The 25749-nt window shown below is 65.4% G+C and carries 23 protein-coding genes and 1 other RNA gene; 13 read left to right on the top strand and 11 right to left on the bottom strand.

What is annotated here, in order from left to right:
- Window positions 1–2: 2 nt before the first annotated feature.
- From mraZ to rsmI, 3 genes are all read right to left on the bottom strand, one after another.
- Window positions 3–458, bottom strand: a complete 456-nt coding sequence (gene mraZ / locus THIMADRAFT_RS05000) for a division/cell wall cluster transcriptional repressor MraZ (protein WP_007191890.1) — start codon at window positions 456–458, stop codon at window positions 3–5.
- Between the two features lie 296 nt (window positions 459–754).
- An RNA gene (rnpB, locus tag THIMADRAFT_RS24475) (RNase P RNA component class A) lies at window positions 755–1126 on the bottom strand.
- 74 nt (window positions 1127–1200) lie between these two features.
- Window positions 1201–2076 (bottom strand): 16S rRNA (cytidine(1402)-2'-O)-methyltransferase, encoded by an 876-nt coding sequence (gene rsmI / locus THIMADRAFT_RS04995; RefSeq protein ID WP_007191889.1) that lies wholly within the window; start codon window positions 2074–2076, stop codon window positions 1201–1203.
- Window positions 2077–2139: 63 nt separating this feature from the next.
- Between rsmI and THIMADRAFT_RS04990 the strand changes: the two genes are divergently transcribed.
- The 4 genes from THIMADRAFT_RS04990 to THIMADRAFT_RS04975 are packed head-to-tail and all read left to right on the top strand — an operon-like array spanning window position 2140 to window position 6424.
- On the top strand, window positions 2140–3954 hold the full coding sequence (locus THIMADRAFT_RS04990; RefSeq protein ID WP_233490186.1) for a penicillin-binding protein activator: 1815 nt from the start codon (window positions 2140–2142) through the stop codon (window positions 3952–3954).
- A complete protein-coding gene (locus tag THIMADRAFT_RS04985; RefSeq protein WP_007191887.1) occupies window positions 3951–4349 on the top strand; it encodes a YraN family protein in 399 nt (132 codons plus the stop codon). The genes THIMADRAFT_RS04990 and THIMADRAFT_RS04985 overlap by 4 nt, the downstream gene beginning before the upstream one ends.
- Window positions 4327–5016 (top strand): BON domain-containing protein, encoded by a 690-nt coding sequence (locus THIMADRAFT_RS04980; RefSeq protein WP_007191886.1) that lies wholly within the window; start codon window positions 4327–4329, stop codon window positions 5014–5016. Before THIMADRAFT_RS04985 ends, THIMADRAFT_RS04980 begins: the two co-directional genes overlap by 23 nt.
- Window positions 4991–6424 (top strand): FAD-binding oxidoreductase, encoded by a 1434-nt coding sequence (locus tag THIMADRAFT_RS04975; protein WP_007191885.1) that lies wholly within the window; start codon window positions 4991–4993, stop codon window positions 6422–6424. The genes THIMADRAFT_RS04980 and THIMADRAFT_RS04975 overlap by 26 nt, the downstream gene beginning before the upstream one ends.
- 27 nt (window positions 6425–6451) lie before the next feature.
- On the opposite strand, the gene ptsP is transcribed toward THIMADRAFT_RS04975, so the two are convergent.
- Window positions 6452–8713, bottom strand: coding sequence for a phosphoenolpyruvate--protein phosphotransferase (gene ptsP, locus THIMADRAFT_RS04970; protein WP_040729959.1), 2262 nt, complete (start codon window positions 8711–8713; stop codon window positions 6452–6454).
- 98 nt (window positions 8714–8811) lie between these two features.
- Window positions 8812–9351 (bottom strand): RNA pyrophosphohydrolase, encoded by a 540-nt coding sequence (locus tag THIMADRAFT_RS04965; protein WP_040729956.1) that lies wholly within the window; start codon window positions 9349–9351, stop codon window positions 8812–8814.
- Between the two features lie 293 nt (window positions 9352–9644).
- Between THIMADRAFT_RS04965 and THIMADRAFT_RS04960 the strand changes: the two genes are divergently transcribed.
- From THIMADRAFT_RS04960 to THIMADRAFT_RS04940, 5 genes are all read left to right on the top strand, one after another.
- Window positions 9645–10301: a histidinol-phosphatase gene (locus THIMADRAFT_RS04960; RefSeq protein ID WP_007191882.1), complete on the top strand. Its 657-nt coding sequence runs from the start codon at window positions 9645–9647 to the stop codon at window positions 10299–10301.
- Window positions 10302–10444: 143 nt separating this feature from the next.
- Window positions 10445–11212, top strand: a complete 768-nt coding sequence (locus THIMADRAFT_RS04955) for a GNAT family N-acetyltransferase (RefSeq protein ID WP_007191881.1) — start codon at window positions 10445–10447, stop codon at window positions 11210–11212.
- A gap of 130 nt (window positions 11213–11342) precedes the next feature.
- Window positions 11343–12083: a lysophospholipid acyltransferase family protein gene (locus THIMADRAFT_RS04950; RefSeq protein WP_158308360.1), complete on the top strand. Its 741-nt coding sequence runs from the start codon at window positions 11343–11345 to the stop codon at window positions 12081–12083.
- Entirely contained in the window at window positions 12073–13308 is a 1236-nt protein-coding gene (locus THIMADRAFT_RS04945) for a glycosyltransferase family 4 protein (protein WP_007191879.1), read from the top strand. The genes THIMADRAFT_RS04950 and THIMADRAFT_RS04945 overlap by 11 nt, the downstream gene beginning before the upstream one ends.
- A complete protein-coding gene (locus tag THIMADRAFT_RS04940) occupies window positions 13280–13807 on the top strand; it encodes a phosphatase PAP2 family protein (protein WP_007191878.1) in 528 nt (175 codons plus the stop codon). Before THIMADRAFT_RS04945 ends, THIMADRAFT_RS04940 begins: the two co-directional genes overlap by 29 nt.
- Before the next feature lie 318 nt (window positions 13808–14125).
- Here THIMADRAFT_RS04940 and THIMADRAFT_RS04935 read toward each other — a convergent pair whose 3' ends face one another.
- From THIMADRAFT_RS04935 to THIMADRAFT_RS04925, 3 genes are all read right to left on the bottom strand, one after another.
- Window positions 14126–14503, bottom strand: a complete 378-nt coding sequence (locus THIMADRAFT_RS04935; RefSeq protein ID WP_007191877.1) for a sulfur globule family protein — start codon at window positions 14501–14503, stop codon at window positions 14126–14128.
- Window positions 14504–14609: 106 nt separating this feature from the next.
- Complete coding sequence (locus THIMADRAFT_RS04930; RefSeq protein WP_007191876.1) at window positions 14610–15530, bottom strand: uracil-DNA glycosylase family protein; 921 nt, start codon at window positions 15528–15530, stop codon at window positions 14610–14612.
- Between the two features lie 11 nt (window positions 15531–15541).
- Window positions 15542–17092 (bottom strand): 2-isopropylmalate synthase, encoded by a 1551-nt coding sequence (locus tag THIMADRAFT_RS04925; protein ID WP_007191875.1) that lies wholly within the window; start codon window positions 17090–17092, stop codon window positions 15542–15544.
- Window positions 17093–17655: 563 nt separating this feature from the next.
- Here THIMADRAFT_RS04925 and THIMADRAFT_RS04920 point away from each other — a divergent pair.
- The 3 genes from THIMADRAFT_RS04920 to THIMADRAFT_RS04910 all read left to right on the top strand — a co-directional run bounded on the left by THIMADRAFT_RS04920 (window position 17656) and on the right by THIMADRAFT_RS04910 (window position 20630).
- On the top strand, window positions 17656–19248 hold the full coding sequence (locus THIMADRAFT_RS04920; protein WP_199484215.1) for an AAA family ATPase: 1593 nt from the start codon (window positions 17656–17658) through the stop codon (window positions 19246–19248).
- A gap of 107 nt (window positions 19249–19355) precedes the next feature.
- The gene (locus THIMADRAFT_RS04915) at window positions 19356–20282 is read left to right on the top strand and encodes a DnaJ C-terminal domain-containing protein (RefSeq protein ID WP_007191873.1); all 927 of its coding nucleotides are present in this window, start codon (window positions 19356–19358) and stop codon (window positions 20280–20282) included.
- 3 nt (window positions 20283–20285) lie between these two features.
- Entirely contained in the window at window positions 20286–20630 is a 345-nt protein-coding gene (locus tag THIMADRAFT_RS04910) for a chaperone modulator CbpM (RefSeq protein ID WP_007191872.1), read from the top strand.
- Window positions 20631–20882: 252 nt separating this feature from the next.
- On the opposite strand, the gene nadC is transcribed toward THIMADRAFT_RS04910, so the two are convergent.
- Window positions 20883–21773 (bottom strand): carboxylating nicotinate-nucleotide diphosphorylase, encoded by an 891-nt coding sequence (nadC, locus tag THIMADRAFT_RS04905; RefSeq protein ID WP_007191871.1) that lies wholly within the window; start codon window positions 21771–21773, stop codon window positions 20883–20885.
- The gene (locus THIMADRAFT_RS04900) at window positions 21766–23907 is read right to left on the bottom strand and encodes a DUF1631 family protein (RefSeq protein WP_040729832.1); all 2142 of its coding nucleotides are present in this window, start codon (window positions 23905–23907) and stop codon (window positions 21766–21768) included. The genes nadC and THIMADRAFT_RS04900 overlap by 8 nt, the downstream gene beginning before the upstream one ends.
- Before the next feature lie 345 nt (window positions 23908–24252).
- On the opposite strand from THIMADRAFT_RS04900, the gene ampD reads away from it, so the two are divergent.
- Window positions 24253–24882, top strand: coding sequence for a 1,6-anhydro-N-acetylmuramyl-L-alanine amidase AmpD (gene ampD, locus THIMADRAFT_RS04895; protein WP_007191869.1), 630 nt, complete (start codon window positions 24253–24255; stop codon window positions 24880–24882).
- 16 nt (window positions 24883–24898) lie between these two features.
- Here ampD and THIMADRAFT_RS04890 read toward each other — a convergent pair whose 3' ends face one another.
- Entirely contained in the window at window positions 24899–25711 is an 813-nt protein-coding gene (locus tag THIMADRAFT_RS04890; RefSeq protein ID WP_007191868.1) for a UDP-2,3-diacylglucosamine diphosphatase, read from the bottom strand.
- Window positions 25712–25749: the final 38 nt, after the last annotated feature.

The following is a 25749-nucleotide window of genomic DNA, read 5'->3' as shown; positions in this document are numbered from 1 at the left end:
ACTCAAAGCGTCAAGGAACCGAGCCCGGCCGCCGTCGCCAACTCCCCGATATCCGCATCGCCGAGCGCCGCTTCGTTGCGCGCGTTCCATGCAGGCTCATCCCAAAGCTCGAACTTCGAGCCCTGACCGACGAAGGCGACTCGCTTCTCCAGCGAGGCGAAATCACGCAGATACTGCGGGAGCAGGATTCGACCTTGGGCGTCCATCTCGACCTCCTGTGCGTTGCCGATGTAGAGGCGCTGAATCGCACGGGCCGTGTTGTCGAACGCAGGGAGGGCGGAGAGCTTCGCCTCGATCAGCTCCCACTCGGGCTCCGGATACAGGAGGAGGCAGCGGTCGCGATCGACGGTGACGACGAGTTGGGAGTTGCACGACGACTGCAGTCGCTCGCGGTACTTTGCAGGAACCGCAAGACGCCCCTTGACGTCGAGATTGACGATGAAGACCCCCCGAAACACGGCCGCCCCCCGTGGTGACTTGCGCCCGGCGACTACTCCCCCAATTCCCCACTTCCCCCCACTTCAACCTCATCTTAGAGCTGCCCAACGGGATCGTCAAGGCGATTGGCAGCTTTAATTCTTGACAGACAGCAACTTAGGCACGGCGCCGCAAGCACGGCACAAGCTGCGCTTAATACATTTGTTTTCATGCTGCTAACGGGCAAAGCTGAAGAGGTTTACAGAAGAGATGCGAGCGACGGGGCGCGGGAGCCCGGCTGCCGTCGGTCGGGTCCCGCGAAGGGTCGAGGTGAGGGTCTGGGAGCCGGCCTGTAAGCCGGGTTCTGTCGGGGACAGCCATTCATCTGGGACGTACGTCACCGTACGCCTCGAGCGACCTACCCGGGAGCACGCGCGGGCCGCGCGCCGCAGCTCGGAGCTGCATGCCCCCCTATTTGGTCTTGCTCCGGGTGGGGTTTACCCTGCCGCTGCTGTTGCCACCAGCGCGGTGCGCTCTTACCGCACCATTTCACCCTTACCTCCCGTCATGAAGACGGGATCGGCGGTATCTTTTCTGTGGCACTTTCCGTGGACTCTCGCCCCCCAGGCGTTACCTGGCACCCTGCCCTGTGGAGCCCGGACTTTCCTCCCTCGCCGCGAACGGCGAGCGCGACTGTCCGGCCGACTCCCAGCCGCAAAGTATAACGCCAACCGGGGCTGCGGGTCTCGGTCGATCGCGCATGCGTGCCGCGAAGGAGACGCCTTACGCCTCGTCGTCCGTCACGGCGACGCTCCGACCGACATCCAGCTCGAGACCCAATCGGTAAAGCGCGTTTTTCTTCACCCCGGTCAAGCGCGCCGCGATCGCGACGGCCTGCGCCAGCGGCAAGCTCTCCCCGAGGATGCGCAGCACCCGCTCCGCCTCCGCTCGATCCGGATCGCCCGTAGCGGTGTTCCCCTCGATGAGGACGACGAGCTCGCCGAGACGCTGCTCGGCATCGCCCTCGATGCGTTGAGCCAACTCGGAAACCGTCCCGACGAGAAAGGTCTCGAAGTGCTTGGTCAGCTCCCGCGCCAGGACCAGGCGCCGTGTCTCGCCCAGCGCTTCGCCGATGTCGGCCAAGGTGGCGAGGATGCGCTTGCCGCTCTCGTAGAGGATCAGCGTGCCCCGCTCCGCCGCGAGCCCGCCGAGCCAGGCGAGGCGATGCGATCGGGTGCGCGGGGGAAATCCGACGAACAAGAAGCGGTCGCTCGGTAAACCCGCCGCAGAGAGGGCGCAGATGGCCGCATTGGCGCCCGGCACCGGGACAACCCCCAGACCACGCTCGCGCGCCGCAGCCACAAGGCTGAACCCGGGATCGCTGATCAGCGGCGTACCCGCATCGGAGACGAGCGCGACGTTCCGCCCGCTCTCGATCTCGGCAAGGAGCCGGGGGGCGACACTGGCCTCGTTGTGGTCATGATAGGCCACGAGCTTGGACGAGATGCCGAAGTGGGTCAGCAATCGAAGCGTCTGACGGGTATCCTCCGCGGCGATCAAATCGACCTCGCTCAACACCTTGCGTGCCCGATCGGTCATGTCCCCGAGATTGCCGATCGGCGTGGCGACCACGTATAGTAGCCCTGTTGACTGCTGCACCTTACCTCCCATCGTCTCGAACCGGTACGGATCATGCCCAAGAATCGCGTTGACGACCGTTCCATGTCCACTGCGATGACAGTCATCGTTCTCCTTGTTGCGATTGCACTGACCGGATGCGCGATCGATCCGGCTCGGGACGAAGCACGCCTGTTGGCGCCCGTCGCAGGGAAGCCGCTGAGCCAAGCCGATGCGCTCGCCGCACAAGGTCAGGCGGACGCGGCGGCCAAGGCCTATCTGGACATCGCAAAGGGAGCCACGCCGCCGGCACGCGAGCAACTCCAATTGAAGGCAGCCCGCGCCTTCCTCTCGGCCGGCGACACCCTGCAGGCGCAGCAGACCATCGGCGAGATCTCGCGACCTGCACTCACGAGCGGTCAACGCGAGCTGCTGTTGCTCGTCGAAGCCGATCTCGCGCTTCTGGACGGACGCCCCAAGGATGCGATCGCGCGTCTCCAAGCGATGCAGGTCCACGCCTTGCCGAAGGATTTGAAGACCCAACGGCTCGGCACGCTGGCCGCGGCCCAGCGTCTCGCCAACGATCCCGTCGCCTCCGCCGAGTCACTGATCGCGCTCGATCGTCTCCTCGACAACGAGGATGCACGTCTACTGAATCAAGTCTCTCTGGTCACGACCTTGAGCACGATGAGCAGCGATGACCTGCGCAAACTCGCACGCAGCTCGAGCGGGGCGATGAAAGGCTGGGCGGAGATCGCCCTCTTGGCGCACGACGCGGGCGCGGATCCCGCGACCTTCCAGACCCGCTACCGGCAAGAGCACTCCAAACGCATCGGCCATCCCGCCCACCCCGAGTTGGCAGAGACCTACGTCGAGATCTTGTCGGGAGGATACGCCGCGGGCGACAGCGTGTCGGTCATGCTCCCGCGCGGGGGACGCTTCGCGGGCGCCGCGACGTCCGTGAAAGAGGGCATCGAGGCCGCCAGCCGAGCCGACAGCAGCGGCAACCGACCGACGCTCGATTTCATCGACAGCAGCCAAACGGGGCGCACCGGAGCCCTACACGCGAAGGCCGTAGAAGCCGGCGCGGACTATGTGATCGGCCCGCTCGAGAAAGAATCGGTGGACAGCCTCGCGGCCGGCCCCGCACTCGCGGTGCCGACGCTGGCCCTGAACCAGACGACCCGCGACAGCCAGCCCGCGGCGAATCTCTTTCAGTTCTCGCTCTCTCCCGAAAACGAGGCCGCGGAGGTCGCCGACAAGGCCGCCGCGATGGGTCTGAAGCGTGCCGCCGTGCTGTATCCGCAAGGGCCGTGGGGAGCGCGTCTGGCCAGTGCATTCCGCAACCAGTGGCGCCGACTGGGCGGAACGCTGGAGGCTGAAAGCATCTACAATCCGACGGCTCGGAGCTTCGAGAAGACCGTCACCACCCTTCTCGGCGACTCGCAGGCGGACGTCGTCTTCCTGGTGGCGACCAGCGAGCTCGCACGAAAGATCTATCCGCAGATCCGGCTGAGCAGGTCCTCGGTGACGGTGATGTCCACATCGCACGTCTACTCCGGCGTCTTCGATCCGAATCGCGACCGGGTCCTGTCGGGGCTGTATTTCGTCGATATCCCCTGGATGCTGAACAGCCGCGGAGAGGGTGCTCTGTCGCGGCGGCGCCTGAGCGGATCCTCGTTCGAGGTCGCCAATCCGCTGGCGCGTCTCTACGCCATGGGGATCGATGCCTACCGAATCGCCCCGCGGCTGCCTGCGCTGGCGAAGAGCCCGGGCGCCTTTTACCCGGGACAGACCGGCGGTCTCTCGATCGACTCGCTGGGTCGCATCCAGCGCCAGCTCGCACTCGGGCGCTTCGGCGAGACGGGCGTGCTCGAGGCGGGGGAGACGTCGGACAAGCCGCCGTCGGACACCCCTTGAGCAGCGACGAACCTCGCCCGCCCTCGGGGACGGCGCACGCGCCGCCCGGGACTCGGGGCGTCGGCGACGCCAAGGAGCGGCTCGCCGAGGACTATCTGAAGCGGCGGCATCTGCAACCCGTCGCGCGCAATCACCGCTGCCGCTTCGGCGAGATCGATCTGGTGATGCGCGACGGCGCAACGCTGGTCTTCATCGAGGTTCGCTACCGTCGCTCGGACCGCTTCGGTGCCCCGGCGGAGACCGTCGACCGACGCAAGCAACAGCGTTTGACGGCCGCCGCGAGCCATTATCTTCAAGCGCATCCGACCCTGTTACCCTGTCGCTTCGACGTGGTCGCGGTCAGTGCCGGGGACCGAATCGAGTGGATCAAAAATGCCTTTTCCGTTGAATCGTAAAGCCCCATTCCGGGTCCTCGTGCGTACGCCGCTCGACAGCATCGGAAGCTGCCTGCACTCGGTCACGCGACAACGACTCGCCGCAGCGGGCCTGCTGCTGCTCGGAGCAACACTTCTGTCCGGTTGTGCGCCCATGCTCTTCGGCGCAGCGGCCGTCGGCACCGCCGCGACGGTCCACGACAGACGCCCGGCCAACGTCATCTTCGACGATCAACAAATCGAGCTGGAGGCGATGAGCGCCCTACTCGGCAATGCCGAGATCCGAGGCCGCTCCCAAATCTCGGCCACCAGCTACAACCGCACCCTATTGCTTACGGGCACGGCGGACACGACCGAGGTGGCGCAAGAGGCCGCGGCGCTGCTGAGCCGCATCGGCAAGGTTCAGCGGGTGGTCGACGAGATCAAGGTCGGGCCTCGTCTCGACCTGAACCGGCAAGCCCAGGACACCTATATTACGGGCCGCGTCAAGACGGACCTCATCGGCGTGCAGCTGCCGGGATTCGACCCGACCCGGGTCAAGGTCGTCACCAGCGACGGCGTGGTCTTTCTGATGGGGCTTGTCAACCCCTCAGAAGCCGATGCCGCGGCGGAAAAGGCCAGTTATGTCCCGGGCGTCAAACGTGTAGTGAAGCTCTTCGAGTATGTCGACGACTACGCCGACGCCTGAGCTGTCTGCGGGATTCCTGAAGAGTCTTGCACGGATCGCCGGCGCGGGACGCTTACTCACGGATCCGGCCGATTGCTGGCCCTATGGATACGACAACAGCAGACTCCACGCACTGCCCCGAGGTGTCGTCTTCGCGGCCGACGAGGCGCAGATCATGGCGCTGGTCGCGCTCTGCCGCGACGCCGGCGTTTCTCTGGTCGCGCGCGGGCGGGGAACCGGCACCACCGGAGCGACGGTTCCGGACCGGGGCGGCATCGTGCTGTCCTTCGAGCGTATGGACAGCATCCTGCGCATCGCACCGGAGGATCGCCTCGCCGTCGTGCAACCCGGGGTGCTCAACGAGCAGCTCCAGCGCGCCGTCGGCGCCGTCGGCTTCTTTTGGCCGCCGGACCCCACCAGTGCGGCAAGCTGCACCATCGGGGGCAATCTCGCCTACAACTCGGCCGGGCCGAGGGCGGTCAAGTACGGCACGCCGCGCGAGAACACGCTCGGTCTGGTCGCCGTCAACGGTCGCGGGGAGCGACTGCGCACGGGCGTGCTCACCACCAAAGGCGTTGTCGGCTACGACCTCACCCGGCTCATCATCGGCTCCGAGGGCACCCTCGCCCTGATTACCGAAGCCACGCTGAAACTCACCCCGCTGCCGGAGGCCAAGCGGACGCTGCGCGCCGCCTATGCGGACATCCACGCGGCCTCGGCTGCGGTGTCGGCGATCATGGCGCAGCCCGTGATCCCCTGTGCCTTGGAGATCATGGACGCCGCGGCAATCCGCACCGTGCAGCGCTATGCGGGGCTCGACCTGCCCGAGGGCGTCGGCGCACTGCTGATGATCGAGGTCGATGGACCGGCGGCAGGCATCGATCAGTCCGTCGCTGCCGTCGCCGCAGCCGCCGACCATGCCGGCCTGATCGAGCTGCGTCGTGCCGAGTCGGCCGAAGAAGTGACCTCGCTCTGGAAGACCCGCAAGGCACTCTCGCCCGCCTTGCGCCATATCGCACCGAAGAAGATCAACGAGGATATCGTCGTCCCGGTCTCGCGCATGGGCGAGCTCATCGAGGGACTGGAAGGCCTCTCGCGCGAGAGCGGCGTGCAGATCGTGAACTTCGGCCACGCGGGCAACGGCAACATCCATGTCAATCTTCTGATCGACCCGGACGACCCGGTTGCCGTCGAGAGCGCGCATCGGTGCCTGGATGAGATGTTTTCGCTCGTGCTGCGGCTCGGCGGCACGCTCTCGGGCGAGCACGGTGTCGGGATCGCCAAACGCGCCTTCGTCGAGCGCGAGATCGATGCGCCCGTACTGGCGCTCATGCGCGACATCAAGCGCCAATTCGATCCGGCCGGGATTCTCAATCCCGGAAAAGGCTTTCCGGAGGAGACCGCCGAGCATCCCGCGCGGCAGCGCTGACCCGCGACCGAGCATCTCCGGACGGGGCTACTTACCCGGACGCACCAAGCCGCCGAGTCCGACCGCCTCGATCGCATCCAGAAGCAGGCGCCGCACGGACGCCGCGTCCTCGCACTGCAGGGCCACCTTGAGCACCTCGCGGGCCCGTGCCCGGCTGATGCTGCGGATGACGCGCTTCACCCGCAGCAGACTGCCTGCCCCCATGCTCAGGCTGTGCACGCCCATCCCGAGCAGGAGAAAGGTCGCGAGCGGATCCCCGGCCATCTCGCCGCAAACGCTCACCTCGCGGCCATGAACGCGGGCGCCCGCGAGGATCTGCAGGAGAGCCCGCAACACCGCCGGATGAAACTCGTCGTAGAGCTTCGCGACGTGGGCGTTGTTGCGATCGACGGCGAGTAGGTATTGGGTCAGGTCGTTGGTCCCGACGGAGAGAAAGTCGACCCGCCGCGCCAGCGCCTCGCACTGATAGACGGCGGCCGGGACCTCGATCATCACGCCGATCGGCGGCAATCGGACCTGGTAGCCCTCCTCGAGCAGCTCCTCGTGCGCGCGATGGATGAGCAGCAGCGCCTCGTCCACCTCGCCGACCGTGCTGATCATGGGCAACAGGATCTGCAAATTATCCAGCCCAATGGACGCGCGCAGGATCGCGCGCACCTGCGTCAAGAAGATCTCGGGCTGATCGAGCGTGATCCGGATGCCGCGCCAGCCCAAAAAGGGGTTGGCCTCGTGCATCGGGAAATAGGGCAGCGGCTTGTCCCCGCCGATGTCCAGTGTCCGAATGGTGACGGGGCGAGGGGCGAACAGCTCGAGCACTCGCCGATAGTTCGACATCTGCGCGGTCTCGCCCGGAAAGGTATCGCGCACGATGAAGGGCAGCTCGGTGCGGTAGAGTCCCACACCGGAGGATTCCTCGATCCCGAGCGGGCGTGCCTCGGAGACCAGGCCTGTATTCAAATAGAGCGGCACCAGATAGCCGTCCGAGGTCTCGGACGGGAGGTGGCGTAAGGCCTGGAGCTCGCTCGTCAGGGCCGCGTCGTCTTCGGCGAGACGCTGATATTCGGTACGCACGGTCGGGCCGGGTGCGACATAGACCCGCCCGCGGTAACCGTCCACCACCAGCTCGCGTCCCTCGACACGCCCGACCGGCAGGTCGGCAACGGCCATCGCCGCCGGCACCCCCATCCCGCGCGCCAGGATGCCGACATGCGACGAGCCCGAGCCGGTAGTCGAGACGATCCCCGCGAGCATCTCGCGCGGGACGTCGGCGATCTGCATGGCGCTGAGCTCGTCGCCGACCAGGATGGTATTGGGCACGTACTGGATCGGCGCCGCCGTCAGCTTCTGCAAATGGGTCAGGATGCAGCGACCCAGATCGCGCACATCGGAGGCACGCTCGCGCAGATAGGCATCGTCCATATCGTCGAACACCTTCGCGTGCTCGGCGATGGTCTCGCGCAGGGCGCCGGGCGCCCAGTTGCCTGCACGAATCCGCGAGAGTGTTCCGTCGATCAGGGTGTCGCTCTCGAGCATCAGGCGCCAGGCGTCGAACAGGGCCATGTCTTCGGCACTGAGATGGGCTTGGGTGCGTGCCGCGAAGCGATCCAGATCCTCGGCCACATGCTCCACCGCGCCGAGAAAATCCTTGGCCTCGTTGTCGAGATTCTCGGCACGCCGATCCGGAACGGCGTTGAGATCGGCCGGCGGGTAGACCACCACGGCCGTCCCGATGCCGATGCCGGGCGACGCCGGCAACCCCGGAAGGAAGCGTTGCGGGATCCCGTCGTCCTGAAGCCGCGCCAACTCCCCGTTGGTGCGCGCGAAGGTGATGGCGCCGGCCAGCTGCGAGGCCAACGTGACGACGAAGGTAACCTCGTCGTCGCCGAAGTGACGTTTCTCGCGCTGACGCAGGACCAGCACACCCAAAACCTTGCGATTCTGGATGATGGGTGCGCCGAGGAAACCGTGATACTGCTCCTCCCCGGTATCCGTGATGCGCTGATAGCGCGGATGACTGACCGCATCGTCCAGGTTGATCGTTTCGGCCCGCTCGCTGACCAACCCGATCAGCCCTCGGCCCAACTCCAATCGCACCCTGCCGACGGCCTTCGCGCGCAGCCCGTCGGTCGCATGCAGGACATGGCGACGGTTGTCGAAGTCGTTGAGATAGACGGAGCAGACATCGGCCCCGACCGCCTGCTTCACACGCTGGACGATAATGGTGAGTGCACGCTCGAGGTCGGGGGCGTTGTTGACCTCCTGCACGATGCGGCGAAGCGATTCGAGCATGGGCGAGGCTTGCCCCGGACCCGCTGCGGACGCGGCAACCGAAGCGCCGCCGTCGAGTCCGCCCGATCCTCGCTCGAGCTGCTCCGCCGCGAGCCCTGTCATCGTCCGCGCTGATGCATCAAGCCGACCGCCCGAGACTGGACGTCCTCGCGGGCGGGCGGACCCTCCGGGTACAGGCTCGGGGCGAGCTCTTCGAGTGCCTGCATGTAGACACGGCGCTTGAAGTAAACCACCTCGTGCAGCGGCTGCCAGTAGCGGACCCACCGCCAGGCGTCGAATTCGGGCTTCTCGGTCCTGTCCAGACAGAAGGCGTCTTCCCCGCAATCCACCCGCAACATGAACCAGACCTGCTTCTGGCCGATGCAGGTCGGACCGCAATGCCGCCGGATGTAGCGTTTAGGAAGGTGATACCTGAGCCAACCGCGTGTGCAGCCAAGGATGGTGACCTGCCGGGACTGAAGTCCGACCTCCTCCTCGAGCTCGCGATACATGGCTTGCTCGGGCGTTTCGTCCGAATGAATCCCGCCCTGCGGAAACTGCCAGGCGTTCTGGCCGACGCGACGACCCCAGAATAGACGCCGGTCCTGATTGCTCAGGATAATGCCGACGTTGGGTCTGAAACCGTCGTGATCGATCAAGGAACCGAGTCCGTGAGGCCGTGTTGCCTCATTCTTCCACATCCGGCGCATGACCGGCAAGCAGACAGCTGTATAAGCGATTGCCATTCAACGGCTTTCGCATGCCATCGGAAACGGCTCGGAGGCCCCCTCACGGGACGCCGGACCACGGCACCCGCCCCGGCTTGAAACCCCGGTCGGATTCCGAGACCATCCGGCGATGCGAGGCAACACGCGGGCGTCCGAACATGACGACGATGCCCACATCGCCGCGAGACATCAACCGCGCGAGACATCAACCGAAGGACTAGGACATGGCGCTGGCGATCTTCGATCTGGACAACACACTCTTGGCAGGCGACTCCGATTATCTCTGGGGTCGCTTCCTCGCCGCCGAAGGGGTGGTCGATGCAGACCATTACGACAGCGAGAACGAGCGCTTCTATCGCGAGTACAAGGACGGGACCCTGGATATCCGGGAATTCTTGAGATTCTCCCTGCGCCCGCTGCGCGACAACCCGCGAGGGTATCTCGAAGCGCTGCGCGAGCGCTTTGTCGAAGAGCTGATCGCGCCCATCATGCTCCCGGCCGCGAAGGACCTTGTCGAGTCGCACCGCAAGGCGGGAGATACGCTCATGATCATCACGGCGACCAATGCCTTCGTCACGACCCCGATCGCGCAGCGCTTCGGAATCGCGCACCTGATCGCGACGCTGCCGGCGGAAGAGAACGGGCGTTTCACCGGTGAGCCGGCTGGCCAACCGGCGTTTCGCGAGGGCAAGGTCGACCGGCTCGATGCTTGGCTGCGCGAGCATCGAGAGACCCTCGAGGGCAGCAGCTTCTATAGCGACTCGCACAACGATCTCCCGCTCCTGGAACGCGTCGATCGGCCGGTCGCGGTCGATCCCGATCCGCAACTGCGCGCGACGGCCCTGTCACGCGAGTGGCCCGTCATCTCGCTCAGACCCTAAACCCGGGGCGCAAGGCCGCCGGCGCGCCTCGCAACCGCGTTCGGATCCACGTTCACACCGGCGTCACGCAGCCCACATACGCCCGCAATACTCCGAATCTATGATGGCCCTCCACGCAATGGTTCTTTTTCCGAGGGCATGCAATGGTTGCGACTGCGTCTGCGTTGACCGCCAAGCGCGGGGAGCGCCTTTTCGTCGAGCTCGCCGCGAGCGAGTCGGAGATCCGCGAGGCACAAGCCCTGCGGTTTCGGGTCTTCGGAGAGGAGTTGGGCGCAAAGCTGAAGACGGGCTCGAGCGGACTGGATGTGGACGATCTCGATGCCTACTGCCAGCATCTCTTGGTGCGGGACACACGCACCGGCGAGGTCGTGGGCTGCACGCGGCTCCTGACCGACCGCAACGCCGAGCGCATCGGTCGGTTCTATTCCGAGAGCGAATTCGACTTGGGGGCAATCCCCCGGCTTAAGGGCCGCCTCCTGGAGGTCGGTCGGACCTGCATCTCGGCCGAGTTTCGGCAAGGAACAGCGATCGCCGTGCTCTGGTCCGGGCTGGCCGGATTCATTCAGCTCCACGGCTTCGATTATCTGTTCGGCTGCGCCAGCATGCCGCTCGGCGAGAACGACATCCAGGCCGCAGCCATCATGAACCGATTGCGGCGACATGCTACGGTCTCGCCCGAGCTGCAGGTCATCCCGCGGGTGCCGCTGCGCACCGCACAGGTGCACGACGATGTTCTGGATGCGCCGCTGCCGGCCTTGCTGCGTACCTACGTGAGGCTCGGGGCGAAGGTCTGCGGAGAGCCCTGCCGCGATCCTGATTTCGGCGTGGCGGATGTACTCATGCTGCTCGACGTCCATGCGCTGAATCCGACCTATTCGCGGCACTTTTTCGATCGCACCGCGAGTCTGTGACGCGATGCGGCACGCGCGGTCGACTCGGCGGCTTGCACTCATCCTCGCTCACCTGGGCAAGGGTGCGTCGCTCGCACTCTACATCGGCCTTCTTTCGCGACTCGGCCGGAGACCGACGCGGATTCCGGACATGGCACGGCGCTGGCACCGACGTCTCTGCGGAATCCTCGGAATCCGGATTCGCGTCGTCGGCCGCCCACATCCCGGCTGCCTCTTGATCGGCAACCATATCTCCTGGCTGGACATCCCCGTCGTCGGCGCACAAGGCGAGATCGCGTTCCTCTCCAAGGCCGAAGTGCGCGATTGGCCCCTGATCGGCTGGCTTGCCGACACCGCGGGCACGCTGTTCGTCGAGCGCGGCGCCATCCGCATCGAGGAGATTGCCGGGCAGCTTCGCAAAATCGGCCGAGATCGGACCCTGATGCTCTTCCCGGAAGGGACGACAAGCGACGGCTCGGGCGTACTGCGATTCCACCCGCGTCTCTTCGCGCTTGCGCAGGAGACCGGACTGGAGATTCAGCCTGTCGCCATCGCCTACCGTTGCGACACGAGCGGGGCGCACGACAACGTCGCGCCCTTCATCGGCGACGATACCCTCCTCGCCCACCTGCTGCGGGTGGTTCGCCACCCCGGGCTCACCGCGGAGGTCCATTTCCTCCCGCCGGTGGCGTTCGACGAAGAGAACACGACCCGACGCCTCCTCGCCGAGCGCACGCGCCGCGCGATCGTCGAAGCACTCGGTATAGGCCCCGACGCCGCGCCGCATCGCCCGCGTCCTGCGGGGCCTACCCGGCTGCCGGATCCCGTTCCGGACCCGATCCACGGGCGACCGGAATCCATCACGACGGACGGAATCGCTCATGTCGCCTGACAACGTTGTCCCGGAAACCGATACGGTCTCCGGGCGTCTGCGCGTCGCGATCGTCACCGAGACCTATCCTCCCGAGATCAACGGCGTTGCCCACACCATGCGGCATCTCGCCGAGGGCTTGGCCGAACGCGGACATACCATCCAACTGATCCGCCCTCGACAGCACGGCGAGCAACGCGACCCGGCTGCACCGTCGCTCGGCCGCATCGGCGTGCACCTGGTCCCCGGCCTGCCGATCCCGGGTTACCGAGGTCTCAGATTCGGGCTCCCGGTGTACTGGCGGCTGCGTCGCCTCTGGGGCCGTGTCGCGCCGGATCTCGTCTACATCGCGACCCAGGGCCCGCTCGGCCACGCCGCGCTCTCCGCCGCGCACCGACGCGGGATACCGACGGTGACCGGATTCCACACCCAGTTTCAGCAGTATAGCCAGCACTATGGTCTCGGGCTCTTCACCCACCAGATCGCCGAGACGCTGCGTCATTTCCACAATCGATCGGATGCGACCCTCGTCCCTACAGCCGAGCTGAAAGCGGAGCTCTCGGGCGAGGGATTCCATGATGTCCACGTCTTCGGTCGCGGTGTGGACGTGGACCTCTTCTCGCCCGCTTGGCGCGACGATTCGCTCAGACGCAGTTGGGGCTGCGACGAGGAAACCTTGGCTGTACTCTACGTCGGGCGAATTGCGCCGGAGAAGAATCTCGATCTCGCACGCGAAGCCTTCCAAGCCATCCGGGCCGCTCGACCGAAGGTGCGTTTCATCCTGGTCGGAGAGGGTCCAGCGCGCGAGCAGATCCAACGGGAGAGTCCCGAGCTCATCTGTCCCGGGGCCAAGATCGGTGTGGAGCTCTCGAAATATTACGCCTCGGGAGATCTCTTTCTCTTTCCGAGCCTGACCGAAACCTTCGGAAACGTTGTGCTCGAAGCAATGGCCAGCGGCCTACCGGTTGTCGCTTTCGACTACGCCGCGGCCAGATCCCTCATTGATCCATGGCGGAACGGGGTTACATTACCGCTTGGGGATCGTGCAGCGTTTATCGCTGCCGGATGTGAGCTGGCTCGTGACCTGCCACGGGTTAGAAGGCTCGGCGAACAGGCCCGCTGCGCGGCGGAGGAGATCAGCTGGGATCGCGTCATCCGGGGCGTCGAAGACCGTCTCTTTCAGGTCATCCACCGAGAACGTGGAACGGAGGCTTGCCGTGCGACTGTGGCTACAACATCTCAATGAGATCGAGGTCTCGCTCTGCCGCACGTGGAGCCGAGGCGGTCGGCGCCGTTGGATTCAACGCCCTTTCGCGGTCGTCAGTCGGCTCGGCGACGGGGTCTTTTGGTACAGCTTGATCGCAATCCTGCCGTTGACACACGGGCTCCTCGGCCTCAAAGCCAGTGTGCACATGCTCGTCACCGGCGGTGTCGCGCTCGCGCTCTACAAGTCGCTGAAGGTCTACACGCGTCGCGAGCGGCCTTGCCACTATGCCGCCGAGATCATCGCCCTGGTCCCTCCGCTGGACCGCTACAGCTTTCCGTCCGGCCATACGCTGCACGCCGTGAGCTTCTCGAGTGTCGCCATCTATTATGTTCCCGAGCTCGCCTGGTTACTGGTGCCCTTCACGATGCTGGTCGCCGGCTCGCGGATCATCCTCGGGCTCCACTATCCCAGCGATGTGCTCGTCGCGACCTTGATCGGACTCGCTCTGGCCTTTGCCGGCATCCAGATGGTTGTTTGACCCTCTAAACCGCGCCCATCGCGGTATGCGATGTCTTTGGATGGGATCGGCCCCGAAAGACGTGATCAGCGTTGGAGTCGATGCGGTTTAAGCCTCACGCTCACGAGGGATGCAAGTCGGACAAACGATCGCGAAGTCCACCCGGATTTGCGGCGACGCTGTTGGGCTAGACGGCGCTGTTGTTCATCCGACATCCCTGCTCTGCCCCGACCCGATCGATGAGTCAAGGGTGCCGCAGGACATACGAAAAGGCCGGGCGATTGCCCGGCCTTTTCGTGGCGGCACACCTGCGGTGAGCCGCGTCATCGAACGATGGTCTTACTTGGCTTCAGGCTGAGCCGGCGCAGCGGGAGCCATCGGGGCAACCGGTGCTGCGTAGGGGTAGGCATAAGGATAGCCGCCGCCGTAGTACGGAGCGCCGTAGCCGTAAGGAGCGCCGTAGCCGTAGTAGGGGTTGTTGTAGCCATAGCCGTAACCGCGACCCAGACCGCGACCGTAGCCGCGACCACTGCCGCCGCCGCTCATGCCGAAGTTGAAATCACCGTAGCCGTCGCCGAACATATCGCTGAACGCATCGCCCAGACCCGAGCCGTAGCCGGGGCCGTAGCCGCCGTAACCCGGGCCCCACCAAGCGGACGCGGACGCGGAAGCACCGAGGAGGGCGGCGACGGCAGCAGCAGTAGCAAGCTTGTTCATTCTATTCTCCGAATCGATTTCTGTTTTTGGCAGCAAGCGTGGATGACTGATCAACATCCACGGGTCGCATTATATTAGCAAATGATTAAATATGAAATAAGTAGTATCAATCAGACTGATCTTTATCATTGCCTTTGCCGATTACCGCACATCCCTCCCCGCGTAGACGCCGTACAACCTCGACCAAATCCTCCCAGGCTTTCGCCTTTTGCTCCGGCGAGCGCAGCAGATAGGCCGGATGATAGGTCACGCGAAGCGGAATCGCCCCCGTCCGAAACGTAAGCCAACGCCCCCTTAAACTCCCCAGCGGCGCATCCGTCTGCAGGATGTTCTGGGCCGCCACGCGCCCGACGCAGAGGATCGCGCGCGGGCGAAGCAGCTCGATCTGCCGCAAGAGATAAGCCTCGCACTGCCTGGCCTCCTCGGGGTGTGGATCGCGATTCCCCGGCGGGCGGCACTTGAGCACGTTCGCGATGTAGACCTGCTCCCGGGCCAGCCCGATCGCCGCGAGCATGCGGTTCAGCAACTGGCCGGCACGCCCGACGAAGGGCTCGCCGGCGCGATCCTCCTCCGCCCCCGGGGCCTCGCCGATGATCAGGAGGTCGGCGTTGCGGTCGCCGACACCGAAAACGGTATTGGTACGCGTCTCGCAGAGGCCGCAGGCGCGGCATCCCGACACGGCCGCGGCGAGCGCATCCCAATCCATAAGCGCCGGATCAGGCGGGGACAGTGCTTCAGGCAGAGCGGGCCCGACCGGTCCGGACGCAACGGGCCCCGGCACGACCGGATTCGGCGCGACCTCATGCGCCTCGGCATGAGCCGGCGGGGTTCGGGGTATGGGTTGCGCCGACGGGGAAACGGGACGCAAGTCCGCAGGGTCGGACACACGCGCCGGAGGCAGGATACGCGAGGGCTCGACGACGGCGATCTCATCCGAGCTCTCGATGCGACCGGCGGCGACGAGGCGCGGCACCCAGACATCGACGCCCATCGCGCCCAAGTAGTCCAAACGTCGGCGCTCGTCCATCCTGATCGGGCTCAGACGTCGCCGGTCTGCGGATGGGCCCGCTGGGCCGGCTGGAGAATCTTGTTGCAGGCATTGATGTAGGCCTTGGCGGAGGCGATCACGATGTCGGTATCCGCGCCCTGCCCGTTGACGATGCGCCCGCCGCGTTCCAGCCTGACCGTCACCTCGCCCTGTGCGTCGGTGCCGCTGGTGATGGCGTTGACCGAGTAGAGCTTCAGGACCGTGCCGCTGTCGACGATCGACTCGATCGCTTTGAAGGTCGCATCCACAGGACCGCCGCCGCTGGCGGTTCCGGTCAGCTCCTCCCCGTCGAAGGTCAGGACCAGGTTCGCGCAGGGCGTCTCGCCCGTCTCGGAGCAGACCCGCAACGAGACCAGCTTCACCCGTTCGTTGGCCGCGTCCAGCGTCGCATCCGTCACCAGCGCCTGCAGGTCCTCGTCGAAGATCTCGTGCTTCTTGTCGGCGAGATCCTTGAAGCGCGAGAAGGCCGCGTTGAGCTCCTCCTCGGAACCCATCACGATGCCGAGCTCCTGCAGCCGGGTACGGAAGGCATTGCGACCGGAATGCTTGCCCATCACCATCCGATTGGCGTTCCAACCGACGTCCTCGGCGCGCATGATCTCGTAGGTCTCGCGATGCTTGAGTACCCCGTCCTGATGGATACCGGACTCGTGGGCGAAGGCGTTGGCGCCGACGACCGCCTTGTTCGGCTGCACGGCAAAACCCGTGATGCCCGAGACCAGCCGCGAGCAGTTCATGATCTGGGTGGTATCGAGCCGGGTTTGACACTCGAACAGATCCTGACGGGTGCGCACCGTCATCACGATCTCCTCGAGCGCCGCGTTGCCGGCGCGCTCGCCCAGACCGTTGATCGTGCATTCCACCTGGCGCGCACCGTTGCGCACGGCGGCAAGCGAGTTGGCGACGGCAAGCCCGAGGTCGTTGTGACAATGCACCGAGAAGATCGCCTTGTCGGCATTCGGAATCCGTTCGCGCAAGGTCCGGATCAGACTCCCGAACTGATCCGGGATGTTGTAGCCGACCGTATCCGGAATATTGACGGTCCCGGCACCGGCGTCGATGACGGCCTCGAGGACCCGACAGAGGAAATCGATCTCCGAGCGTCCCGCATCCTCGGGCGAGAACTCCACATCGTCGGTGTAGCGACGCGCCCGCTGAACGGCATGCACCGCTTGCGCGAGCACCTGATCCGGGGTCATGTTCAGCTTGCGCTGCATGTGGATCGGAGAGGTGGCGATAAAGGTATGGATCCGGCCGGCGTTCGCGCCCGCCAACGCCTCGCCCGCCCGGTCGATGTCCTTGTCGAGCGCGCGCGCCAGACCGCAGACACGGCTCTCCTTGACCGTCGCGGCAACCGCCTTGACCGCCTCGAAATCACCCGGACTGGCGATCGGAAACCCCGCCTCGATCACATCGACACGCATCCGCTCCAGTGCCTTCGCGATGCGCACCTTCTCGTCGCGGGTCATGGAGGCGCCCGGACTTTGCTCGCCGTCGCGCAGCGTGGTGTCGAAAATGATCAAGTGGTCTTTTGAGGTCATGGATGGTCTCTGAGTCGGGCGGCCGTCTGGAAGGAAGGGACCTGGTCTTCGGGAGGCTATTGTAGGCGATCGGCGCGCAAGCGGCGCCTTTGCGATCGCACGCCCGAGTGATCTGACGCGGGCTGGGGGATGCGGGAGCTTGTGGCCCGCGGCGGTTCCTGTATAAGCTGCCGCCCGTGGCGCCGGGAGGTCAAGCGGGAGATTGGGGTGTCGGTGCGGTTCGCTCTCGCTTACCGCACCCTACGTCGGCGGCGCCGGGAGGCTAAGCGGGAGATTGGGGTGTCGGTGCGGTTCGCTCTCGCTTACCGCACCCTACGTCGGCGGCGCCGGGAGGCTAAGCGGGAGACTGGGGTGTCGTTGCGGTTCGCTTTCGCTTATCGCACCCTACGCCGGCGGCGCCGGGAGGCTAAGCGGGAGACTGGGGTGTCGGTGCGGTTCGCTCTCGCTCACCGCACCCTACGCCGGCGGCGCCGGGAGGCCGGGCGGGAGATTGGGGCCCCGAGCCCGGCCGGCACCCGACGACTCGACGCCCCATGGATCCCGAGGAGGCCATGTACGCGATGATGCCGGACCTGCACGACCTGGAGATTCTGCTGCGCTCGGACACCCCGATCGTGCTCATCGAGTCGATCGAGGAGCCGCGTGTCGTCGAGCTCTTCGCCGGCCTTGCCGTGCGCCTCGCGGAGCCGGCCTTTCGCTGGTCGGTGACCGAGGGGCTGCGGCGCATCGAGCTCGATACCGAGCCGCAGAGTCGACTCGCCGATCCGACCGAAGCGCTCCGCAATATCCGCTCCACACAGCAACGCGGCATCTATCTGCTGCTCGACTTCCATCCCTATCTCGACAATCCGCTGCACGTACGCCTCCTGAAGGAGATCGCGCAAGGCTACGCGGACCTGCCGCGCACCCTGGTCCTGGTCAGTCATGCGCTCGAGGTTCCGCCCGAGCTTCATCATCTAAGCGTACAGTTCGGCCTGCGCCTGCCCGACCGCCAGCGCATCATGGGCCTGATTCGGGAGGAGGCGAAGCGCTGGCAGGACTGCGCGAACGGGCGCAGCTTCAAGACCAGCCGCGACGCGGTGGATCAGCTCGCCCGCAACCTGCTCGGCGTCACCGAATCCGACGCGCGTCGGCTGATCCGCAACGCCATTCGTCACGACGGCGCCATCACCCGGGAGGACGTCGAAGCGGTCAAGCGCGCCAAATACGACCTGCTCGGCCCCGAGAGCGCCATCAGCTTCGAGTACGACACCCGCTCCTTCGCCGAGGTCGCCGGTCTGGGCAATCTCAAGGCCTGGATCGATCGGCGCCGCGATGCCTTCCTGGATCCGGACCGCAAAGCGGATCACCCGCGCGGCGTCTTGCTCCTCGGCGTTCAGGGTGGCGGCAAGAGCCTGGCCGCGAAGGCAGTTGCCGGACGTTTCGGCGTGCCCCTGCTGCGCCTGGACTTCGGCGCGCTCTACGACAAATATATCGGCGAAACCGAAAAGAACCTCCGCAAGGCGCTGGCGACGGCCGATGTCATGTCGCCCTGCGTCCTGTGGATCGACGAGATCGAGAAAGGCGTCGCGACGGGTGCCGAGGACGACGGGGTCGGACGGCGCGTGCTCGGCACCCTGCTGACCTGGATGGCCGAGCGCAACAGCCGCGTCTTCCTCACGGCCACCGCGAACGACATCTCCAGACTCCCGCCAGAGCTCATCCGAAAAGGACGGATCGACGAGCTCTTCTTCGTGGATCTCCCCGGCGCAACCGTACGGCGCGAGATCTTTGCGATCCACCTGCTCAAGCGGCGGATCGACCCCGAACGCTTCGACTTGGCTCGACTCGCCGAGGCGAGCGAAGGCTTCACCGGCGCCGGCATCGAGCAAGCCATCGTCTCCGCGCTCTATGCCGACGAGACCGCCGGGGATGGCCTGACCACGGCCGGTCTCCTTGGCGAGATCGCTAGCACCCAACCCCTGTCCGTCGTCATGCACGGACAACTTCAAGCGCTGCGCGCCTGGGCATCGGGCCGAACGGTTCAGGCGCACGCGCCCGAAGAGCAAGACGACCCGGCCACCGTCGCGCTCGATGACGGCGCGCAGATCGCATTCGCCGGGATGGAGTCCACTCGCGAAAAGGCCGACGGGCAGCCGCCGGAGCAAGCCGGATAAGCCCGCTCGCTTGACCGCGACCCGTGCAATGACCGCCGCCAGCCCATACCTCCCCCCACAACACGAGGTTCACGAGTCCGTGTCGGCCAAACCTTCGAGGCGCTGCGATGGAATACAAGGACTACTATAAGACGTTGGGCGTGGCGCGAGACGCCACCCAAGCCGAGATCAAGCGGGCCTACCGAAAGCTCGCGCGTAAATTCCATCCCGACGTCAGCAAGGAAGCCGACGCCGAGGCCAGATTCAAAGAGATCAACGAAGCCAACGAGGTGCTGCACGACCCGGAGAAGCGCGCCGCCTACGACGCACTCGGCAGCAGTTGGCACGCCGGCCAGGACTTTCGCCCGCCACCCGGAGGTGTCCATCACGACTTCCATTTCGGCGCCGACGAGGCAGCCGAGTTCAGCGACTTCTTTTCCAGCATCTTCGGACGCGAGTTTCACCCGGGAGCCCAGACTCAACGCCGCCGCCGCGGTCAGGATCAGACCGCGCGCATCGCGATCGACCTCGAGGACGCCTACCGCGGCGCAACCCGTCAGCTGCGTCTCGACATCCCCGAGATCGGCGCGGACGGGCGTGTCACCTCGCGCACGCGCACGCTGAACGTCCGCATTCCGCCGGGCGTCACGCAAGGTCGCCAGATCCGCCTGGCCGGTCAGGGCGGGCCGGGGATCAACGGCGGCCATGCCGGCGATCTCTATCTGGAGATCGAGATCAATCCGCACCGTTTCTTTACCACCGACGGCAAGGACGTCCATCTGCGACTGCCCATCGCGCCCTGGGAGGCCGCGCTCGGCGCGTCCGTTTCGGTCCCGACACTCGGCGGAACAGTGAACCTTAAGGTCCCTCCGGGATCTCAGTCCGGGCAACGCCTGCGCTTGAAGGGTCGGGGGCTGCCCGGCGAGCCGGCCGGGGACGAGCTGGTCATGCTCGAGATCGTCACCCCGCCTGCAGCCACGGATGCCGCCAAGGCAGCCTATCGCGAGATGGCCGAGCGTCTACACTTCAACCCAAGGGCCGAGATGGGAGTCTGACGCATGACGCAGACCGAGACACGCATTGAAGGGATCGTGCTCGACGAGGGGCTGACGGTCACACTCACCGAGCTGACCCAGCTGTGCGGCTCCAGCGGCCGAGTGGTGAGACTGATGGTGACCGAAGGGCTCCTGCGGCCCAAGGGTCAAGACCCCGACGATTGGCGATTCGACGGCTTGGAGGTGCGCCGCGCGCGCCGAGCCGTGCGCCTGCAGCGCGACCTCGACCTCAACCTTGCAGGTACTGCACTCGCGCTCGAGCTGCTCGACGAGCTCGAACAACTGCGCGAGCGGCTGCGTGCGCTCGAGCACCAACTCGGGCAGAGGCGCACGCGCGAGCTCGGTTAAACCGCGCCCAGCGCAGTATGCGATGCTTTTGGATGGGATCGGCTCCGGCAGACTTGACCAGCGCTGGAGCCGGCGCGGTTTAAGATATTAAAAAAGATATTTTTTAAACCGCGTCCCCGCCAAGGGCTGTGCATGCACCAAACGTCGAACTCACTCGAAAATTCAGCATCTCGCTCCGGACGCGGTTTAAGGGCCGTGGATGCACCAAGCGTCGAGCTCATTCGAAAGTTAGCATCTCGCTCGGGACGCGGTTTAACCCACGAACCGCATCGAGAGGTCGACCGCGGTGACGTCCTTCGTCAGCGCGCCGACCGAGATGCGATCCACGCCGGTCTCGGCGATCGCCCGAATGGTGGCAAGCGTGATGCCTCCCGACGCCTCGAGGCGTGCGCGCCCCGCGCTCATGGCCACCGCGAGACGCAGATCCCCGAGCGCGAAATTATCGAGCAGGATCGACTCCGCCCCGCCATCCAAAGCCGTCTGCAGATCGTCGAGACTCTCGACCTCGATCTGAATCTCCACGCCGGCACCGGCCGCGGCGACCGCGGCCTTAAGGGCCGCCGGGATCGAGCCCGCCGCGAGAATATGGTTTTCCTTGATCAGGATCGCGTCGTACAGACCCATGCGTTGGTTGTGACAGCCCCCGCAGAGGACCGCATATTTTTGCTGCACCCGCAAGCCGGGCAGTGTCTTGCGCGTATCCAAGACCTGCACGGGCAGACCGGCGACCGCGGCCGCAAATTCAGCCGCACGGGTTGCCGTCCCGGAGAGGGTCTGAAGGTAGTTCATGGCCGTGCGCTCGCCGGTCAGCAAACCGGCCGATGGACCCTCGATGAGGGCGAGACGCTGTCCGGGACGGACGCGATCGCCGTCGGCAACCTCCCAACGGACCGCAATCCCGGGATCAAGCAGGCGAAACGCGGCCTCGAACCAAGCGCATCCGCAGATGACCGCAGGCTCGCGCGTGATCAACTCGGCCCGGGCGCGTTGATCGCGCGGCACCAACTCAGCCGTGAGATCGCCGGAACCGACGTCTTCCTCTAGCGCTGCTCGGACCTGGGTCTCGACGAGACGCAGGTCCGGATGCCCCGACGGGCGAGCAACGCGGGGCGAGGCAGCCGTCTCCTGTTTTGAATCAGCCATCGAACGAGACCTCGCTTAAACTCGTCAACATCGCGCGCAACGCCTGATCCGCCAGCGGCGTCTCGCCGTTTCCCAGAATCGAGACCCGTCCGGCCCCAATCGCCTCGGCAAGCCCCCGCGCTGAAAAACGCGTCGGGCGGCGCCCCTGTCGGTCGAAGAACAACAACTCGTCGCGTGCGGGGTTCCACGCAACCAAGTTGAGACGGACCCGCCCGCCGTCCGGGCAAGCCCAATCGATCCAATCACCGATCGCGCATCCGCAGGGCACCGGGCTCGAAGCCCGGATCGAACGCTCGGTCTCGGCGTCGGAACCACCGAGCACTGCGCCGCGTGCCGAGCCCTGGAGCACATCCAAATGAAGGGTCTGCAGCTCCCCGAGCCACCGCGCCGTCAAACGCGGATCGCAGCCTACCTCGGCGAGCTGCCGGCGCAAGGTCTCGAGCAGGTGCGGGATCCGGTGGAGCAGCTGGCGGCGCTCCTCGGCGGTGCGTTTGGCGGTCACGCTCCAGAGGAGTCGATCGATCAGCTCGAGCGCGGCTTGCCAATCCGGGCTATCCGCACCCCGGGTACGATGGATCGCGAGCAGAACCGCGGACCAGCCCTCGTATAGGATGACTTCGACTGCACCCGGGATCTGCGCATACGGCGCCAAGCGATCGGCAAGGGCGCCCGCAACCTGCGTTTGCGCAGGATCGGCATCCACGGATACGCCGGCGCGATCAGCATCGACGATCACCCCTCCCGCGCTGCGAAGACCGATCGACAGACCCTCACGGGGGAGCGAAGGCGTATCGCCGTCAACGCCGGCGCCCCGGGCAACCTCTCGCGCGAGGAAGGCCCGGAAATACCGATCGAGCCGAGCAAACAGCTTGGGGTCGCCGTCGAAGTCCAGCAGCAACCGTTCGATCACCCGCTCGATCATTCCGAAGAGGCTGTCGGCATCGCGCCCGTCGGCATCGCTCCAACCGATCGCGGCCCGACCGATGTTGTTGATCAACACCCGAGCAGGATGCGTATCGTCGGAAAAAAAAGTCTTGTCCAGCAGTGCCATCTTCGCAACCGGGATCTGCATCCGCCCGATCAGGACCTTGATCGGATCGGGAATGGCACCGCCGGCCAAGAGATGCTCGAAGAAGAGAAACACCAGATCGAGCGTGTCTTCATCTCGCTCCGCCAACGCATACCTCGGGCCGCCCTCGCCCGAGAGAGCAGCCGACAGCTGCTCACTCAAGAATGTCTCCCCTGCGGGATGTCCGGTCACCGGATCGGGAGCGACGTCCAGATTGTCCAACAACGCCAGAAGCTCGGCCGTCGCAATCTTCACCCGACCGCTATCCTTACTCGCGGTCGCGATCGGTCGTTGGCGCGCAAGCAAGGTCCGCAAGGCATCGAACGGAACCGAGAGGCTGTCCGAGGACGAGCTCGGCCTTTCCCGCGAGCTCGGGATGCCACGCGTCGGCATGGCGGGTGTCGATGTCGGACGCCCTCTTGCCGAGAGAATGGCTGCTTCGGACGAAAAGGGCTCGAGGTGCCTCGCACAAGTGCGGTAGAAATCGCCCAACCGGTCCATGACATGCCGATCGAAGAGCTTGTAGACAACCAGCTTCACGGACGGCTCGAACGGGGGGAGCGCGGCCAGCGTATCGCGAAACGCATGGCAGAGTGCAGACGGGGCGAACGGATTCTCCTCGAGGCCGACCTCACCCCAGCCCATCAAGGCGGAAAGACGCAGATCGATCTCCATTAAATCGGAGCGATAGCGTGACTCCGCCTTCGATACCAGGTTCTCTGTGGCCAAAATCTCCTCGAGCTCGGACTCCGCAAGCAGGGCCAGATCGCCGAATGCCGACTCGGCGCCGACGCCGTTCACGGGCTTAGGCTCGGGTGCGCGATTGCGGCCGACCAGGTGACCTGCCCTCTGCGCGACGCGCCGTAAAAAATCGCTCTGAAGGCGTTGGCGCTGTTTGACGAGGATCGCGCGAGCGTCGAAATAGACCCGATAGCTCAAATCGTTGGTCGACTTGTCGGCGAGATCGTTCAGGGCATCGTCGAGCTTTGCGAAGAGCGCGCGCCAGAGTAGAGGCAAGCGTTCGGCCAGCAGACCCACGCAGTCGGCAACGACGCGCCCGCGCATGATCGAAGCATCACCGGCGAGGCCGGATGCTGGTTGGATTGGCGGGGACTTGGGCAAGTGAATCTCGACGCCGATTGCCGGCCATGTCACCATCGTAGGCCGAGGCTCGGGCGGCCGGCAAACCCCGAGGAAGCGATGGGCTTTTTTTCGGCGATGGTAAGCAATACGGGGAGCGGTGTCACCTTGGATCGGCGCATTCGAGGCCGACTCGTCCCTGCTCTACGGCCGCGGTGCACGCGGTGAATTCCGAAACCGCCGCCGCATCGCTCCAGGCCGAGCCGCCGGCATGTCGACGGCCGCTCGTACGGATCGATTCGAGCACGGATAGCCCGCGCGGAGGCCCACGTGGACGTTGACGAACGAGCAGGCGGCTACGCAGAGATCGACGACGCGGGCTGGCTCGCGGGCGCGGAGCGTCGCCCCTCGCCGAGTCAGGACCGACGCCCGCCGGGTACGGCCATCGATCTGCTGGTGATCCACAATATCAGTCTGCCGCCGGGCGACTTTTCGGGCAATTGGATCGACGATCTCTTTCTCGATCGCCTCGATCCAGCCGCGCACCCCTATTTCCGAGCGATCGCGGGACTGCGCGTCTCGGCGCATCTCTTGATCCGACGCAGCGGCCGGCTCCTGCAGTACGTCGCTTTCGAGCAACGTGCCTGGCACGCGGGCGTCTCGCTGTTCCGGGGGCGCGAGCGCTGCAACGATTTTTCGATCGGGATCGAGCTGGAGGGGACGGACGACATCCCGTTCACCGATGCGCAATACATGCGCCTTGCCGAATGCTCACGACGAATCCTCCGTCGCTACCCCGCGATTACGGAGGATCGGATCGCCGGACACGCCGAGATCGCCCCGGGTCGCAAGACGGATCCCGGGCCGGCGTTCGATTGGGATCGCTATCGAAGATCGCTTCGCGCGGAAGACCGAGCGGCGGCTGCTCCCGACCTGTCCCTCGACCGACCGGCCGAATGACTCGCCGACCGATCCGCTAACCGGTCCGCGCCAGCGCCAAGCGCGCGTGCTCGACGTCTGCGGTCTGGGGATAGGCGTCGGTCCAGCGCAGCAGCTCGAGCCGACCGTCGTGGTGCTCTACGAGGGCGGTGCAGCTCTCCACCCAGTCGCCGCAGTTGCAGTAGGCGACACCGGCGATCTCGCGCATCTCCGCGTGGTGGATATGGCCGCAAATCATGCCGTCGACCCGCCGGCGTTCCGCCTCGCCCGCGACCGCCGCCTCGAAATTGCCGATATAGCTCACGGCATTCTTGACCTTGTGCTTGAGATACCCGGCCAGAGACCAGTAGTCGAGGCCAAGCGCACGGCGAATCCGGCTCACGAGCCCGTTGAGCATGAGCAAGCCATCGTAGGCGTGCGAGCCGATCATCGCGAGCCACTTGCCGTTTTGTACCACGGCGTCGAACGCATCCCCGTGCATGACCAGAAAGCGACGACCGTCGGCAGTGGTGTGAATCACCTCCTCGCGCACGGCCACGTTGCCGAAATCGGCACCGAGATGGGTGCGGAAGAGCTCGTCGTGATTGCCCGGCGTGTAGATGACCTCCGTCCCTCGCCTGGCCTTGTCGAGCACCTCGCGGACCACCTGATTGTGGGCCTCGGGCCAATAGACACCGTTCTTCATCGCCCAGATGTCGACGATATCGCCGACCAAGTACAACTGCTTACACTCGGTCGATTGCAGGAAATCGAGTACAAGGGAGGCTTGGCAGCCTCGAAAGCCCAAATGGACATCGGAGATGAAAATACTCCGATACTTCAGCGGATTCATGCGCTTGATGTCGGTCATCGTATCGCCGGCCTCGAGCCATCAACGTCGGGATATGA

Origin of the sequence: Thiocapsa marina 5811, assembly GCF_000223985.1 — a bacterium.
Taxonomy (GTDB): Bacteria; Pseudomonadota; Gammaproteobacteria; order Chromatiales; family Chromatiaceae; genus Thiocapsa; species Thiocapsa marina.
Note: the sequence above shows the minus strand (reverse complement) of the source record. Positions and strands in the feature narration are given on the sequence as shown.

Coding starts and splice junctions, on each gene's coding strand:
- THIMADRAFT_RS04925 (WP_007191875.1), bottom strand. CDS start 17,092: ATGACCTCAAAAGACCACTTGATCATTTTCGACACCACGCTGCGCGAC.
- THIMADRAFT_RS04910 (WP_007191872.1), top strand. CDS start 20,286: ATGACGCAGACCGAGACACGCATTGAAGGGATCGTGCTCGACGAGGGG.
- THIMADRAFT_RS04980 (WP_007191886.1), top strand. CDS start 4,327: ATGCCTTTTCCGTTGAATCGTAAAGCCCCATTCCGGGTCCTCGTGCGT.
- THIMADRAFT_RS04890 (WP_007191868.1), bottom strand. CDS start 25,711: ATGACCGACATCAAGCGCATGAATCCGCTGAAGTATCGGAGTATTTTC.
- THIMADRAFT_RS04915 (WP_007191873.1), top strand. CDS start 19,356: ATGGAATACAAGGACTACTATAAGACGTTGGGCGTGGCGCGAGACGCC.
- THIMADRAFT_RS04930 (WP_007191876.1), bottom strand. CDS start 15,530: ATGGACGAGCGCCGACGTTTGGACTACTTGGGCGCGATGGGCGTCGAT.
- THIMADRAFT_RS04945 (WP_007191879.1), top strand. CDS start 12,073: ATGTCGCCTGACAACGTTGTCCCGGAAACCGATACGGTCTCCGGGCGT.
- THIMADRAFT_RS04960 (WP_007191882.1), top strand. CDS start 9,645: ATGGCGCTGGCGATCTTCGATCTGGACAACACACTCTTGGCAGGCGAC.
- ptsP (WP_040729959.1), bottom strand. CDS start 8,713: ATGCTCGAATCGCTTCGCCGCATCGTGCAGGAGGTCAACAACGCCCCC.
- nadC (WP_007191871.1), bottom strand. CDS start 21,773: ATGGCTGATTCAAAACAGGAGACGGCTGCCTCGCCCCGCGTTGCTCGC.
- THIMADRAFT_RS04935 (WP_007191877.1), bottom strand. CDS start 14,503: ATGAACAAGCTTGCTACTGCTGCTGCCGTCGCCGCCCTCCTCGGTGCT.
- THIMADRAFT_RS04950 (WP_158308360.1), top strand. CDS start 11,343: ATGGCACGGCGCTGGCACCGACGTCTCTGCGGAATCCTCGGAATCCGG.
- THIMADRAFT_RS04975 (WP_007191885.1), top strand. CDS start 4,991: ATGTCGACGACTACGCCGACGCCTGAGCTGTCTGCGGGATTCCTGAAG.
- THIMADRAFT_RS04990 (WP_233490186.1), top strand. CDS start 2,140: ATGTCCACTGCGATGACAGTCATCGTTCTCCTTGTTGCGATTGCACTG.
- THIMADRAFT_RS04955 (WP_007191881.1), top strand. CDS start 10,445: ATGGTTGCGACTGCGTCTGCGTTGACCGCCAAGCGCGGGGAGCGCCTT.
- THIMADRAFT_RS04920 (WP_199484215.1), top strand. CDS start 17,656: ATGCCGGACCTGCACGACCTGGAGATTCTGCTGCGCTCGGACACCCCG.
- THIMADRAFT_RS04900 (WP_040729832.1), bottom strand. CDS start 23,907: ATGCGCGGGCGCGTCGTTGCCGACTGCGTGGGTCTGCTGGCCGAACGC.